Source organism: Salinibacterium xinjiangense, assembly GCF_014645015.1.
Lineage (GTDB): Bacteria > Actinomycetota > Actinomycetes > Actinomycetales > Microbacteriaceae > Rhodoglobus > Rhodoglobus xinjiangensis.
Genome location: NZ_BMLC01000003.1, coordinates 162,153 through 175,588, shown reverse-complemented (window position 1 = coordinate 175,588; position 13,436 = coordinate 162,153). Strand labels below are relative to the sequence as shown.

The following is a 13,436-nucleotide window of genomic DNA, read 5'->3' as shown; positions in this document are numbered from 1 at the left end:
CCGGATCAGCGCGTGAGACTCCAGGCGCGGCGCTTGACCAGTACGTGCCCACCCCGGGTGGTCAATCGCGTCCAGGGGCCGGTCTCATAGATCGACACCGGCTCGTTCTCGCCGAGGAAACCCAGGCTGAGTGCCGCGAACGCAGCACCGGTCGGCACGAAATCGAGCTCGTCGATCGAGCGGCCCCACACCTCGGTGCGAACCCGCTGCACGATCTGCTCCCCCGTGCCTGTGGGAATCGCCTGCGCAATCTCGTCGATGCCGGCTCGCGCGGCCGCCTCGAGCCTCGCACTATCGGTCGACTCCAGGGTGATCCAACCGCCACGCGGCGGTGAAATCGCCGCCCAGGTCACCGTGTTGACCTGCATCGGCAGTGAGATCGTGATGCGCTCGTCTGGGCTGGCATTCGCGGCCTCGAGCTTCCCTTCCACGCGCATCAGCAGCGAGCGCACGGGCACAACGACATCGAATATGTCATCCGGCGCAATGGCGAACGTGCGAAGCCCGAGCACCGTCGGGCTCTCATCGAGAAGCCCGGCAGGATGCAGCACAGACACGTATACAGCGAGCACTCCGGAGCCGGCAATCAGGCGCACAGAACCGTCGTCGACTCGCATGGCTCGACCGAGAAACACGTGCAGGTCCCCCAGCGCCAGGGAGTCGGTGAGGGTGAAGGTGTTGCTCATAGGTCTTCTAAACTACAGGGCATGAGCGACCCACTGGCCGGACTTCTCTCCGCACTGGATTTGACCGACACCGGTGCGCGAACGAGCGAAGACATCTTCACCGGCCACAGCCAATGGCAGCCCCACGGGCGGGTATTCGGTGGCCAGGTGCTCGCCCAGTCGCTGGTGGCGGCCCAGCGCACCCTCCCCGCAGAGCGCGCGGCACACTCCATGCACGGATACTTCCTGCGCCCCGGCAGTCTCGACCTGCCGATCACCTTCTCCGTCGATCGCATCCACGACGGAAGGTCGTTCTCGACCAGACGCACGCAGGCCTACCAGGACGGTATGCCGATCCTGTCGATGATCGCCTCGTTCCAGGATCCGGATGCCGGTCTCGATCACCAGGCCAACATGCCCGACGACATCCCCGACCCCGAGTCTCTGCCGACCGCCGCAGAGATCCTCAAAGACTTCGACCACCCCATCGCGAAGGCATGGGCGTATGAGCGGCCCTTCGACATCCGTCATGTTCCCACACCGATCTACCTGGCCGTCGAAGGTCGGAACGTCGCGCACCAGGCCGTGTGGCTCAAGACGGTTTCGGCGATGCCCGACGACGAGAACCTCCACCGCGCCGCCCTCGTGTTCGCGAGCGACTTCACCATCCAGGAATCCGTCATCAGGCGTCACGGCCTGCCATGGGTTACACCGGGACTCAAGGTTGCCAGTCTCGACCACGCGATGTGGCTCCACAGGTTCGGTCGCGCCGACGAGTGGAACCTCTACGTCCAGGAGTCTCCCAACGCCGTGGGAGGGCGTGGACTGGCCCAGGGTCGCATCTACTCCCGCTCGGGAATGCTCCTGGCGAGCGTCGCCCAGGAGATTATGGTTCGGGTGCCGTAAGCACGCGAGACCATGGTGTCGCCTAACGGATCAATAACAGCTATGGGCCTCAGGATCCCCGTCGTTGGTGAGATTTTGGGCCCGGGAACGCCGGCGAACGGCCTGCGTGGATGGCGATTGGTTGTTGCGACACGCAAACCCAGCTAATGTTGAGGGAGCCATGCAGGGCGGATCATCCGATCTGCCGCAGGCTTGAATCATCCCGCAGGCCGCGACCCGGAAGCCCAGTGCAACCGTGGTCGTATGGTCGGTACACGTCGAATCGCCCCGTGACGATTCCACCGCCGAAGATTGCCATTGCAGTCAGCCACTGACATTGTGTGCCCGACCCGGACCGTCAACCGAAGAAGCAGCGCTGTGCGCGTGCCTCCAGGAGAACGTGACCGACAACATCGCCGTCAGCGCCAGAAACCTCTATAAGGTCTTCGGCCGCCGCCCACAGGAAGCCGTGCAGAGACTGCGCGATGGTTCCTCCCGAACAGAGATCGCCGACCTCGGCACGGCTGCGGTCATCGACGCCAGCTTCGAAGTGAAGAAGGGTGAAATCTTCGTCGTCATGGGCCTGTCCGGCTCAGGAAAATCGACGCTCATCCGCATGCTCAACGGCCTCCTGGATTCGACGGCCGGCACCGTGACCGTCAACGGCCAGACCGCGACGGGCATCTCCGCGAAGCAACTCAGGGCCGTGCGTCGCAAGAGCATCTCCATGGTCTTCCAGCACTTCGCCCTTTTCCCACATCGCACAGTGCTCGAGAATGCGGCCTATGCGCTCGAGGTACAGGGTGTTCCTCGTGCCGAGCGTCTGGAGCGCGCCAATCGCACCATCGAGCTTGTCGGTCTCAGCGGCTGGGGCGAGCGTATGCCATCCGAGCTCTCCGGCGGGATGCAGCAGCGCGTCGGCCTGGCCCGCGCCCTCACCGCAGACACCGATGTGCTGCTCATGGATGAAGCGTTCAGTGCCCTTGACCCCCTCATCCGTCGCGAGATGCAGCAGCAGCTGCTCGAACTGCAGCACGATCTCGGCAAGACGATCATCTTCATCACCCATGACCTCAACGAGGCCATGTTCATCGGTGACCGCATCGCCGTCATGCGCGACGGTCGCATCGTGCAGGTCGGCACTCCCGAAGAGATCCTGACCGATCCCGCCAACGACTATGTCGAGCAGTTCGTGCAGGATGTGGATCGCGCCCGCGTTCTCACCGCCGCGAGCGTCATGGAGCCCGCGCGCTCCACCGTGCACTCGACGGCTGGCCCGCGAGCCGCGCTCAAAACGATGCGCGACCTGCAGACCTCTGCCGCGTTCGTGCTCGGGCGTGACCGCAAACTGCTGGGCGTCGTCCGTGACGGCCAAGCCATGAAGCTCGTGCGCAGCGGTAACCCCGACCTCGGGTCGATCATCACCGATGACTACTCGGCCGTCGATTCGGCCACGTTCCTCTCTGACCTCTTCCTTCCCTCGGTCGAAAGCACTCTTCCCCTGGCTGTGGTGGATGAGCGGCAGCGGCTCGTGGGTGTGATCCCCCGGGTCACGCTGCTCGCTGCCCTCGGCAACGTGAGTACGGACACCGCGGAGACACCGGTGCTCGATCCACCACCTACCGTCGAACCCGCAGCGATCACCGCTGCGCTGCGCGTCGCCGATGAGTCAATGACGGCTGCAGGAGGAAACCGATGACCGACTTCTTCCGCCTCCCCCTCGGCCAGTGGGTCGAAGGTGGCATCGACTACATCACAGAAACCTTCGGCTGGTTCTTCGACGCCATCCGGTTCGTCATCAGCGGCGCTCATGACAGCGTCAATGTGCTCCTGACCTCACCGCCGTTCTGGGTCATGATCCTGATCTTCGCAGCGATCGCATATGCGGCACGCGGCTGGATCTTCGCGGTCGGTACCGTTGTCGGCTTCGGCATCATTCTGGGCGTCGACCAGTGGGAGAATGCGATGGATACCCTCGCCCTCGTGCTGGTGGCTGCTCTGGTGGCGGTGTCGATCAGCGTGCCGCTCGGTATTCTCGCGGCACGCAATCGCACCGTGTCGACGATCCTCAAACCGATTCTCGACTTCCTCCAGACAATGCCCGCATTCGTGTACCTGATTCCGGCACTCATCCTGTTCAGGATCGGCGACGTTCCCGGAATCGTTGCCACCGTCGTCTTCGCCGTAGCCCCGGGAGTCCGGCTCACCGAGCTCGGCATCCGAGGCGTGGATTCCGAGATCGTCGAAGCCGGCCAGGCCTTCGGAGCCTCACCCATGCGCATCCTGCGCCAGATCCAGCTGCCCCTGGCCATGCCGTCGATCATGGCCGGCATCAACCAGGTCATCATGCTGTCGCTCTCGATGGTCGTCATCGCGTCGATGGTCGGGGCCAACGGGCTCGGCCAGCCGGTCATCCGGAGCCTCAGTCGCGGTGACGTCGCCCTCGGCTTCGAAGCGGGGCTCTCGGTCGTCGTGCTCGCCATCTTCCTCGACCGGCTCACGGCATCGTTCGGGTCGGGAACCGGGTTCATCGGTTTCCTCGTCAACTCCATGAAACTGCGCTCTCGCACCGATACGACGTCGTCGACTCCGGATGCCACGGCCGCCGCCGCCCCCGCAGCGTTGGGTATCCCAGCGCGCCACTAGTTCTCGTGTGCCAACGGCACTCGTGAATCATGCAGCACCATTCGCATGACACTCAAGTCAACGCCGCCCGCGCAGCATTGCGGGCAGAACAGGATGACACCCGTATGAAGAAGAATCTCAGGATGGCAACCGCCATCGGAGCAAGCGCTCTCCTCGCACTCACGGCCTGCGCCACCCCGTCAGGCGATAACGCCAGCGGCGCTGGCAACAAGGACCTCACGATCGGTGTGTTCAACGGCTGGCCCGAGGGCGAAGCGGTCTCGATCCTCTGGAAGACCATTCTCGAGGAAAAGGGCTATAACGTCGAGCTCGAATACGCCGATGTGCTGCCCGTCTTCTCGGCGCTCAGCACCGGAGACTACGACGTCACCCTCGACGGCTGGCTCCCCACCACCCATAAGACCCTCCTCGACGAGTACGGCGACACCATCAGCGACCTCGGTGCCTGGAACGACGAGGCCGTGCTGACCGTCGCGGTGAACGAGGATGCCCCGATCGACTCTCTCGAGGAACTCGCCGCGGAGGGCGATCTCTTCGACAACCGCATCGTCGGCATCGAGCCGGGCGCAGGACTGACCGAGGCCGTCAGCGACGAGACGATCCCGACCTACGGACTCGACTCGTTCGACTTCCAGACGTCGTCGACTCCCGCGATGCTCGGTGAGCTCAAAGCCGCCCTGGCCGCTGGCGAGAACATCGCTGTGACCCTGTGGCGCCCACACTGGGCATATGACGCGTTCCCCCTCAAGGATCTCGCAGACCCCGAGGGAACGCTCGGCGACAAGGAGTCACTTCACACGCTTGCTCGTGATGGTTTCGAGGGCGACAGCCCCGAGGTCGCTGCCTGGCTCTCAGACTTCACGATGAGCTCAGAGCTGCTCTACTCGCTCGAAAACGTCATGTACAACGAATACGACGGAACCGATTTCGAGCCCATCATCGAGAAGTGGATTACCGACAACCAGGAGTACGTCGACGGCCTGACCTCCTAGGCACTGCCGTCGAAGCCGCCTCGTGTGGCCGCTACGCGCGGGATCGCCTCGTGAACGTCACGGGATCCTCGGTGTAGTCGGCCCACGCGGCGCGGCAGGATTCAGGCAGCCGGGTGGGTCGCCCATCGGCTGCCGTCACCGTCACCATCGTCACCACCGCCCGCGCGAACAACACCCGCGGCTCGATTCGTGCGGGCGAGTACACCTCGTAGCACATGTCGAAACTTGCGCCGCCGATAGCTCCGAACCATACTTCGACGTCAACAGAAGCCCTCGAGTACGGCATCTGCGCCAGATATTCGGTTTCCAGCCTCGCCACGACCGTCAGCACATCCCCGACGCCGGGGTCGAGCATCGCCGTCGGCAGGTTCTCCCCCGGGACATCGGCACGCCAGATGACCCGCACCCGTGCTTCTTCGATGAGGCGCAGGATCTCGACGTTATTGACGTGCCCGTAAGCGTCCATGTCGCCCCACCGAAGGGCGACCGGCACGGTGACCCTGGCGATGGTCAGTCCCTGGTGAGCTTGCGGTAAGCGCTGCGGTGCGGCTTGGCCGCATCCGGACCGAGACGTTCGATCTTGTTCTCCTCGTACGATTCGAAGTTGCCCTCGAACCAATACCAGTTGGACGGGTCATCGGCGGTTCCCTCATAAGCGAGGATGTGGGTGGCGATCCTGTCGAGGAACCACCTGTCGTGAGTGATGACCACAGCGCAACCGGGAAACTCGAGCAGCGCATTCTCGAGCGAGCCGAGGGTCTCCACATCCAGGTCATTGGTCGGTTCATCGAGCAGCAGCAGGTTTCCGCCCTGCTTGAGCGTCAGTGCGAGGTTCAACCGGTTTCGTTCGCCACCGGAGAGCACGCCAGCCTTCTTCTGCTGGTCGGGTCCCTTGAAACCGAATTGCGACACGTAGCCTCGCGACGGGATCTCGGTCCTGCCGACCTGGATGTAATCCTGGCCGTCGGAGACGACCTCCCACAGCGTCTTGTTCGGGTCGATACCGCCGCGGTCCTGATCGACGTAGGAGATGTCGACGGTTTCACCGATTTTCAGGTCTCCACCATCGAGGGGCTCGAGACCGGTGATCGTCTTGAACATGGTGGTCTTTCCGACGCCGTTCGGGCCGATGACGCCGACGATTCCGTTGCGGGGAAGCGTGAAGCTCAGGTTGTCGATGAGCACGCGCTCACCGAAGCCCTTCTTGAGCTTCTTCGCGTCGATGACCTGGGCACCGAGCCGGGGACCGATCGGGATGACCAGCTCTTCGAAATCGAGCTTCCTCGTTTTCTCCGCCTCGCTGGCCATCTCTTCATAGCGCGCGAGTCGAGCTTTGGACTTCACCTGGCGGCCTTTGGCGTTGCTACGAACCCATTCCAGTTCGGACGACAGCCGCTTGGCGAGCTTGGCGTCTTTCTTGCCCTGGACCTCGAGCCTGGCCCCCTTCTTCTCGAGGTAGGTCGAGTAGTTGCCCTCGTAGGGGTAGAGGTGACCACGGTCGACCTCGGCGATCCACTCAGCCACGTGATCGAGGAAGTACCTGTCGTGAGTGACCGCGAGGACCGCTCCGTGGTACTGGGCGAGGTGCTGCTCGAGCCACAACACGCTCTCGGCGTCGAGGTGGTTGGTGGGCTCATCGAGCAGCAGCAGGTCGGGCTTCTGAAGCAGTAGTTTGGTCAGCGCGACACGACGCTTCTCCCCGCCGGAGAGCTTGTCAACCCTGGAGTCTCCGGGGGGCGTGCGCAATGCATCCATCGCCTGTTCGAGCTGGGAGTCGAGGTCCCAGGCATCTGCTGCATCGATCTCTTCCTGCAGCGTGCCCATCTCAGCGAGCAACACATCGAAGTCTGCGTCAGGCTCAGCCATCTCGAGTCCGATGGCAGAGTGACGGTCGACCTTGTCTTTGATCGCCCGGACGCCGTCCTGTACGTTCTCGAGCACGGTCTTCGACTCGTCGAGTTCCGGCTCCTGCATCAGGATGCCCACACTGAACCCAGCGCTGAGCCTCGCTTCCCCATTACTGGGGGTGTCGAGCCCGGCCATGATCTTGAGGATCGTGGACTTACCGGCACCGTTGGGGCCGACCACCCCGATCTTCGCACCGGGCAGGAACGACATGGTGACGTCGTCGAGGATGAGCTTGTCGCCGACCGCCTTGCGGGCGCGCACCATGGAATAAATGAATTCGGCCATGGCTCCAGTGTACGGAACGCGATGGAGCCGACGGCTACCAGTCGATCGTGCGGGTGAGGCCGATCAGGCACGACCCGGTCGCGAGCTTCGGTGCGACGATCGTGCTGTATCCGAGCGCACTGAATTGCCCCACGAGGCATTTGTCACCGATCAGCACGGAGAAAATGAGTGAGTCGACCGGCAGGTCGATGGCGGTGCGGTCGGGCGTGACCTGCATCGCACTCTTGTCGAACCCCACGCTCACAAGATTGTCGATCACTCCCCTGCCCTCGGGGATGACGTTGCCAGCGTCAATAAAATACCGCTGGTTGGTGGCGTCGAATATGGGCTTGTTTTGCTCTGCGGTCCCGCCAGCCATATGCACGGGCTGCTTGGTGGGCGTCGGTGCCGGCGTCGGAATCGCCCCGTCACCCGGCACGGAGGTTGCTGGTTGTCGGCTGGTGGATGGGCCGCTATCTGCCGTGGATCCGGTGGTGCCCACGCAGGAGCTGAGCCCCAGGGCGAGAGCGAAGCCAGCGACGGTTGCGGTCGCAATCCGTCTTTTGAGCACCATTCCTGAAATCTCCCACAGATGTGATTCGCCCGAACGATCGCCGATCGCGATCGTGCAATTGATCAGGGCGAGTATATGGCCGCAGCGTGAGCGCGATTCTCAGAACGGCACGCTGGCCGTCTCTGTCTCCTCAGAATCGGCGAGCATTTCTGAGCCTGCCAGTGCCTCCGAACCGTCAGCACCGTCGCCGATCGACGTGGTAGTCGACCACGATTCGGTGGCGGCAGCACCGTCGCCGGTCAGAGCCTGGCTTACTGGATTCACGCGGGCGGTCGAGATGGTTCGGGAGAACCTCGAGGTTCCCCATGAGAGGTCGTGGCCGATAGCATCCGCTTCGATGTCGATCGTCGTGCCGGTGCGCTCGCCGTTCTCCCACTCCCGGATCCGCAGGCGTCCCGTGACGAGCACGCGGTCGCCCTTTTCGATCGAGCCCGAACAGTTGTCGCCGAGCTGGCGGAAGGCGGTGATCGTGTACCAGTTGGTGTCGACGTCGATCCACCTCTCGGCATTGCGGTCGAATCGTCGCTGTGCGGAGGCCAGTCGAAACGACGAGATCGAGAGCCCTTCGCTGGTCACGATGTTCCGCGGATTTGTGGCCACGAGGCCGGTGATGGTGATGTTGTCGGTCATGTTCGCTCCGTAGGCAGAAGGCCCGGCACGGAAGGTCTTCCGTACCGGGATCGGAGCCCGGGGTCGGCACTCGTGCCGGGAAGCCGCCCCGGGCTTCGATGCCCACAGTTTTGCCCGACGGAAGGATCGGTAACGAGGCCCGTACCGCTTTGGGGAAAACTCGCTCCAGCAATGACTGTGCAGGAGATGACGCCCGCTAGTGCTCGCGGAACTCTGGCCACTCCGCCCCGGGCAGAAGCGCCGCGTAGAGCGCACTCTTGGCCACATCGAGAGACGGGTATGCGGCCCTGAAACCAGGGTCAGCCATAAGTTTGAAGGTGTAGCCACCGTCGATGCGGTGCACTGAACCCACGGCCCCAGCCGGCCCGAAAGCCACCCACGTCTGCCCGGTCAACGTCATGTCACTCATCATTGAGCCCCTTTCGCACGTCCGGTGTCGACGTTACGCCGAACCGATCGTGAAAGACAGGGAGCAGCGCAATCAGGAAGCGAGCACGTAGGTTGCGAACGATTTCCGTACCTTGTTGACCTTGGGACGCGCCACAGCCATGCAGTATCCCTGGCCGGGGTTCCTGGCGAAGAAATCCTGGTGGTACGACTCTGCCCGGTACCAGTCGCCGAGCGGCTCCAACGTCGTCACCAGACCGCCGTCCCAGTATTCGGAAGCACGCTCCACAGCAGCCTCGAAGCTCCACTTCTGCGCATCATCCGTGTAGAACATGGCAGAGCGGTACGGAGTGCCGACGTCTGCACCCTGCCGGTTCAGTTGGCGCGGGTCGTGCAGGCTGAAGAACACGTCGAGGATGATGTCATCCGGAATCACAACCGGATCGAACGTCACAGCGACAGCCTCGGCGTGACCGGTGCTTCCCGAACAGACCGATTCGTAGTCCGGATGAATGGTGTGCCCGCCGGTGTAGCCGGAGACAACATCCTGAACGCCGCGAAGGGTGCGGTAGACGGCGTCGAGACACCAGAAACAGCCACCAGCGAGAACGAATGTTTTCATGATCTGAGCCTACGTTCTTGCCACAGGAGACAGCACTTTTCAGCCTGCCGCAGCCCTAGTCTGGGGGAATGCCTTTCACTGCAGCAGACGACCGTTATGAATCAATCGACTATGCGAGGGTGGGTCGCAGCGGGCTCAAGCTCCCGAAGATCTCGCTCGGGATCTGGAACAACTTCGGGTACGACCGCCCGCTCGATACCCAGAGGGCGATTATTCGTCGGGCGTTCGACCTCGGCGTCACCCACGTCGACATCGCGAATAACTATGGCCCTCCCCCCGGCTCAGCCGAGAGCAATTTCGGCACGATCTTCGCGCAGGACCTGGCGCCGTATCGCGATGAGCTCATCGTTTCATCGAAGGCCGGCTACACGATGTGGGAGGGGCCGTACCAGGATCTCGGCTCGCGCAAGTACTTGCTCTCGTCGCTCGATGCGAGCCTGAAGCGCACCGGGCTCGACTACTTCGACATCTTCTACTCCCACCGGCCTGACCCTGGGACCCCCATCGAGGAGACCATGGGCGCCCTGGCGAGCGCAGTGTATTCCGGCAAAGCGCTCTATGTGGGCGTCTCCAACTACAGCCCGGAGCAGACCCGTGCGGCCGAAGCGGCTCTGGCCGTGCATAACGTGCCGCTCACCATCCACCAGCCCCGTTACAACATGTTCGATCGTCACATCGAAGACGGGCTCTTTCCCGTGCTCGACGACCTCGGCATGGGCAGCATCGTGTTCTCACCCCTTGCGCAGGGGCTTCTGACGGATCGCTATCTTGAGGGGATCCCCAGCGACTCCCGTGCCGCAAACAGCCCCTTCCTCGGCGCCTCGAACATCACAGACGAATATTTAGGTCGTGTGCGTGGGCTGAACAGCATTGCCCAGTCTCGGGGCCAGAGCGTCGCCCAGCTCGCGTTGTCATGGGTGCTCCGCATCCCACAGGTGACGTCAGCGCTCATTGGGGCCAGCAGCGTTGCCCAGCTCGAGAACAACCTGGCCGCTCTCGATTTCGATAACCTCACTGACGACGAGATCACCGCCATCGATGAATTCGCGGTGGATCGCACAGGCGCCCGGACCTGATCCCGCTGCTGGCGGACAATGTCGCTGGTAGAACGTATCTTCGAATGTAGCGAACCACTACGTTTGAGGAGACACCGTGACCACGCTCGATTTCGCCGAAACCCACCAGATCTATCCTGCGGGAATACGCGCCGGCCTCGCCGTCGTGCCGCTTCACGATGACCTGTGGCGGGTGACTCGTCCCGACGGTGATGTGATCGGCTATGTCGAGCGCAGCCTGACGGCGTCGGGATATCGTTACCTCGCCAAACGCCTTCTGCAGCGCCAGCGCAGGTTCTTGCCCATCGGCGAGTTCTGGGAGTTCGACGACGCGATGGATTGCTTCAGGTTCTGACCGGCTGCGGCGACTCGCCCGAGGCTTCCGCGATCTGTGATGCGTGCGGGGTTACAGTGCCTGCATGTTGCAGCAGTGGTGGAATGATATTGTCCGTTGGTTCAACTCCGATGGCGGCCAGACCGTTATCACGAGCGCGATCATCCCCTTCATCGCGATAGTCGTCGGTGGGGTGGTGGCAGGCTTGATCGCGCGCGGCGCGATAAAGCGACTCATCGCCCAGCAGGATCGTGAGCACAAGGCTGCGGCCGTCGCCACGCTCATCGCCGCCGGTCGTCGGGCTGCCACCTGGAGCACCCTGTCGGCCCCGGAGAAAGACCATGTAGAGCACCAGTCGAGCGAGGCCGAAGTCCGCGTGCGACTCCTTCCCGTGCTCGGCGCGACGCTGGCTGCTGACTGGGCTGCGCACCAGCTGGCCACTATGAAGAAGAACTCCACCAACTACAGCTTCCAGGCCGAACAGGATCTCGCCGATTTCCAGGACGGTCTCCTCAACTGGCAATCGAAGCCGGGCCGCGCCAAAAAACTCTTCGCCCAGGATCTTGCCGCGTGGAAATACGAGACGCCGGTAACTCCCACTGCCGATGAGCAGCTCGCCACCAAACAGCGCGAATGGTCGGCGTCGCAGCCTGCAGCGTCTGGGTCGTCATCTGGGTCTACTTCTGGGTCTACGCCTGGGTCCACATCGAATTCGACGAGCGCCGCCACCGCAGTTCTACCGCAGGCCGCAGGCAAGTAGGCCGCAGGCAAGTAGGAAAGTAAGACCCGGCCACCCCTGACAAAGCGGCGCCCGTGCACGGCCCTAAGGCCTGTGCACGGGCGCCGCTTTACGTTTTCAGAGTACAGTGGCGCCTGCTTCGACGACACCTGATGTTGCTGGCCCAACTGCCGGCATCACAATCGCCCACGACTACTCCACCTGCCGAAAGCGGCATCCCGTTCGCGAAGATCACAACCTTCTCGCCGCCACCGGCATCGAGACCATAAAATCGGCGGCCGGCCTGCGATGTTCCCTCCGGGCCTTCGACTGGATGCCGAAGGCTCGGAAGGTCCATGCGCTGACGATCCGGGCTGTTGCCAGGATCGGGGCCGACGCTGGTTTTCCCTAGGGGTTGCTGTGCCTGGTTGGGCGGTTAGGCGTTAAGGTAACCATTGGGGTTAAGTACGTACTTCGTTGCTGCTCCCGCATCGAACTCGGCATAGCCACGCGGGGCATCCTCGAGAGTTATCGCCTTCGCGTTGACAGCCTTGGCGATATGCACCTTGTCATGAAGGATCGCCATCATGAGCCGGCGGTTGTACTTCATGACCGGGCACTGGCCCGTGGTGAAGGAGAGCGATTTCGCCCAGCCCGTTCCGAAGCTGAGTGACAACGATCCCACCCGTGAGGCCTCGTCGACTGCCCCGGGGTCACCGGTGACGTAGAGCCCTGGGACCCCGATCGCTCCGCCGGCTCCTGTGGCGAGCATCAACGAATTGAGAACCGTGGCGGGCGCCTCTTTGGCGTGAGCGCCCCCACCCTGGCTGCGAGCCTCGAACCCCACGGCATCGACCGCAGCGTCCACCTCGGGAACCCCGAGGAGTTGATCGAGCTGGTCCACGAGATTGCCGTCGCCGACGTTGATGGTCTCGCATCCGAAGCTGCGGGCCTGGGCCAGCCTCTCCTCGTTGAGGTCACCAACGATCACCACTGCCGCTCCGAGCAGCTGTGCGCCCGCAGCGGCCGCGAGTCCCACCGGGCCTGCCCCCGCGATGTAGACGGTCGAACCGACGGTCACACCGGCACTGACCGCACCGTGGAAACCGGTGGGGAAGATGTCGGAGAGCATGGTCAGATCCATGATTTTCTCAAGGGCCTGATCGCGGTCGGGGAATTTCAGCAGGTTCCAGTCAGCGTAGGGAACGAGCACGTACTCGGCCTGTCCTCCGACCCAGCCGCCCATATCGACGTAGCCGTACGCGCTTCCCGGGCGGTCGGGATTGACGTTGAGGCAGATCCCGGTTTTACCTTCCTTGCAGTTGCGACAGCGACCGCATGAGATATTGAACGGTACGGAGACGATGTCGCCAACCTTGATGAACTCGACGCCCGGGCCGACTTCGATGACCTCGCCCGTGATCTCGTGACCGAGCACGAGATCGACCGGAGCCGTCGTGCGACCACGAACCATGTGCTGGTCGGACCCGCAGATATTCGTCGACACCGTGCGCAGGATCGCGCCGTGGGGCACCTTGCGCCCGACGTTCGCCGGGTTGACTCCCGGGCCATCCTTGAGCTCGAAGGACGGGTAGTCGATGTCGATGACCTCGACCTCTCCCGGCCCTTTGTATGCGACTGCCCTGTTAGATGCCATGTTCATCCTCTTCCACAACGGTGTGTGGTGCTTGCGCCAAAGCGACGCGCACCGCTCTCCATCCTGCGTGTTGCATTTGGACCGCACCATCACCAATCA

15 protein-coding genes are annotated in these 13,436 nt (G+C 63.0%); 7 read left to right on the top strand and 8 right to left on the bottom strand.

Annotation, left to right across the window (positions count from 1 at the left end):
- Positions 1–5: 5 nt before the first annotated feature.
- Positions 6–686 carry a DUF8185 domain-containing protein gene (locus IEW81_RS10985; protein WP_097061295.1) on the bottom strand — a complete coding sequence of 227 codons (681 nt, stop codon included), beginning with the start codon at positions 684–686 and terminating at the stop codon, positions 6–8.
- A gap of 21 nt (positions 687–707) precedes the next feature.
- Here IEW81_RS10985 and IEW81_RS10980 point away from each other — a divergent pair, with 21 nt between their 5' ends.
- From IEW81_RS10980 to IEW81_RS10965, 4 genes are all read left to right on the top strand, one after another.
- Positions 708–1,571 (top strand): acyl-CoA thioesterase, encoded by an 864-nt coding sequence (locus IEW81_RS10980; protein WP_179691881.1) that lies wholly within the window; start codon positions 708–710, stop codon positions 1,569–1,571.
- Positions 1,572–1,950: 379 nt separating this feature from the next.
- The gene (locus IEW81_RS10975) at positions 1,951–3,249 is read left to right on the top strand and encodes a quaternary amine ABC transporter ATP-binding protein (RefSeq protein WP_097061296.1); all 1,299 of its coding nucleotides are present in this window, start codon (positions 1,951–1,953) and stop codon (positions 3,247–3,249) included.
- On the top strand, positions 3,246–4,196 hold the full coding sequence (locus tag IEW81_RS10970; protein ID WP_097061297.1) for an ABC transporter permease: 951 nt from the start codon (positions 3,246–3,248) through the stop codon (positions 4,194–4,196). The genes IEW81_RS10975 and IEW81_RS10970 overlap by 4 nt, the downstream gene beginning before the upstream one ends.
- Positions 4,197–4,300: 104 nt before the next feature.
- On the top strand, positions 4,301–5,188 hold the full coding sequence (locus IEW81_RS10965) for a glycine betaine ABC transporter substrate-binding protein (RefSeq protein WP_097061298.1): 888 nt from the start codon (positions 4,301–4,303) through the stop codon (positions 5,186–5,188).
- Between the two features lie 31 nt (positions 5,189–5,219).
- Here IEW81_RS10965 and IEW81_RS10960 read toward each other — a convergent pair whose 3' ends face one another.
- The 6 genes from IEW81_RS10960 to msrA form a co-directional block, all read right to left on the bottom strand.
- Entirely contained in the window at positions 5,220–5,681 is a 462-nt protein-coding gene (locus IEW81_RS10960; protein ID WP_308421904.1) for an acyl-CoA thioesterase, read from the bottom strand.
- Positions 5,682–5,698: 17 nt separating this feature from the next.
- Positions 5,699–7,381 (bottom strand): energy-dependent translational throttle protein EttA, encoded by a 1,683-nt coding sequence (gene ettA / locus IEW81_RS10955; RefSeq protein ID WP_097061300.1) that lies wholly within the window; start codon positions 7,379–7,381, stop codon positions 5,699–5,701.
- Between the two features lie 34 nt (positions 7,382–7,415).
- Positions 7,416–7,934 (bottom strand): DUF6993 domain-containing protein, encoded by a 519-nt coding sequence (locus tag IEW81_RS10950; protein ID WP_097061301.1) that lies wholly within the window; start codon positions 7,932–7,934, stop codon positions 7,416–7,418.
- A gap of 99 nt (positions 7,935–8,033) precedes the next feature.
- Positions 8,034–8,564, bottom strand: a complete 531-nt coding sequence (locus tag IEW81_RS10945) for a single-stranded DNA-binding protein (RefSeq protein ID WP_097061302.1) — start codon at positions 8,562–8,564, stop codon at positions 8,034–8,036.
- Positions 8,565–8,760: 196 nt separating this feature from the next.
- Positions 8,761–8,973 carry a methyltransferase gene (locus tag IEW81_RS10940; RefSeq protein WP_097061484.1) on the bottom strand — a complete coding sequence of 71 codons (213 nt, stop codon included), beginning with the start codon at positions 8,971–8,973 and terminating at the stop codon, positions 8,761–8,763.
- Positions 8,974–9,045: 72 nt separating this feature from the next.
- Complete coding sequence (msrA, locus tag IEW81_RS10935; RefSeq protein ID WP_097061303.1) at positions 9,046–9,573, bottom strand: peptide-methionine (S)-S-oxide reductase MsrA; 528 nt, start codon at positions 9,571–9,573, stop codon at positions 9,046–9,048.
- 68 nt (positions 9,574–9,641) lie between these two features.
- On the opposite strand from msrA, the gene IEW81_RS10930 reads away from it, so the two are divergent.
- The 3 genes from IEW81_RS10930 to IEW81_RS10920 all read left to right on the top strand — a co-directional run bounded on the left by IEW81_RS10930 (position 9,642) and on the right by IEW81_RS10920 (position 11,722).
- The gene (locus IEW81_RS10930) at positions 9,642–10,649 is read left to right on the top strand and encodes an aldo/keto reductase (protein WP_097061304.1); all 1,008 of its coding nucleotides are present in this window, start codon (positions 9,642–9,644) and stop codon (positions 10,647–10,649) included.
- Between the two features lie 76 nt (positions 10,650–10,725).
- Complete coding sequence (locus IEW81_RS10925; protein WP_097061305.1) at positions 10,726–10,983, top strand: hypothetical protein; 258 nt, start codon at positions 10,726–10,728, stop codon at positions 10,981–10,983.
- A gap of 64 nt (positions 10,984–11,047) precedes the next feature.
- On the top strand, positions 11,048–11,722 hold the full coding sequence (locus tag IEW81_RS10920) for a hypothetical protein (RefSeq protein WP_097061306.1): 675 nt from the start codon (positions 11,048–11,050) through the stop codon (positions 11,720–11,722).
- A 394-nt stretch (positions 11,723–12,116) separates the two neighbouring features.
- On the opposite strand, the gene fdhA is transcribed toward IEW81_RS10920, so the two are convergent.
- The gene (gene fdhA / locus IEW81_RS10915; protein WP_097061485.1) at positions 12,117–13,337 is read right to left on the bottom strand and encodes a formaldehyde dehydrogenase, glutathione-independent; all 1,221 of its coding nucleotides are present in this window, start codon (positions 13,335–13,337) and stop codon (positions 12,117–12,119) included.
- Between the last annotated feature and the right edge of the window lie 99 nt (positions 13,338–13,436).

Coding starts and splice junctions, on each gene's coding strand:
- fdhA (WP_097061485.1), bottom strand. CDS start 13,337: ATGGCATCTAACAGGGCAGTCGCATACAAAGGGCCGGGAGAGGTCGAG.
- IEW81_RS10970 (WP_097061297.1), top strand. CDS start 3,246: ATGACCGACTTCTTCCGCCTCCCCCTCGGCCAGTGGGTCGAAGGTGGC.
- IEW81_RS10980 (WP_179691881.1), top strand. CDS start 708: ATGAGCGACCCACTGGCCGGACTTCTCTCCGCACTGGATTTGACCGAC.
- IEW81_RS10985 (WP_097061295.1), bottom strand. CDS start 686: ATGAGCAACACCTTCACCCTCACCGACTCCCTGGCGCTGGGGGACCTG.
- IEW81_RS10950 (WP_097061301.1), bottom strand. CDS start 7,934: ATGGTGCTCAAAAGACGGATTGCGACCGCAACCGTCGCTGGCTTCGCT.
- IEW81_RS10930 (WP_097061304.1), top strand. CDS start 9,642: ATGCCTTTCACTGCAGCAGACGACCGTTATGAATCAATCGACTATGCG.
- IEW81_RS10920 (WP_097061306.1), top strand. CDS start 11,048: ATGTTGCAGCAGTGGTGGAATGATATTGTCCGTTGGTTCAACTCCGAT.
- ettA (WP_097061300.1), bottom strand. CDS start 7,381: ATGGCCGAATTCATTTATTCCATGGTGCGCGCCCGCAAGGCGGTCGGC.
- IEW81_RS10940 (WP_097061484.1), bottom strand. CDS start 8,973: ATGAGTGACATGACGTTGACCGGGCAGACGTGGGTGGCTTTCGGGCCG.
- msrA (WP_097061303.1), bottom strand. CDS start 9,573: ATGAAAACATTCGTTCTCGCTGGTGGCTGTTTCTGGTGTCTCGACGCC.
- IEW81_RS10965 (WP_097061298.1), top strand. CDS start 4,301: ATGAAGAAGAATCTCAGGATGGCAACCGCCATCGGAGCAAGCGCTCTC.
- IEW81_RS10945 (WP_097061302.1), bottom strand. CDS start 8,564: ATGACCGACAACATCACCATCACCGGCCTCGTGGCCACAAATCCGCGG.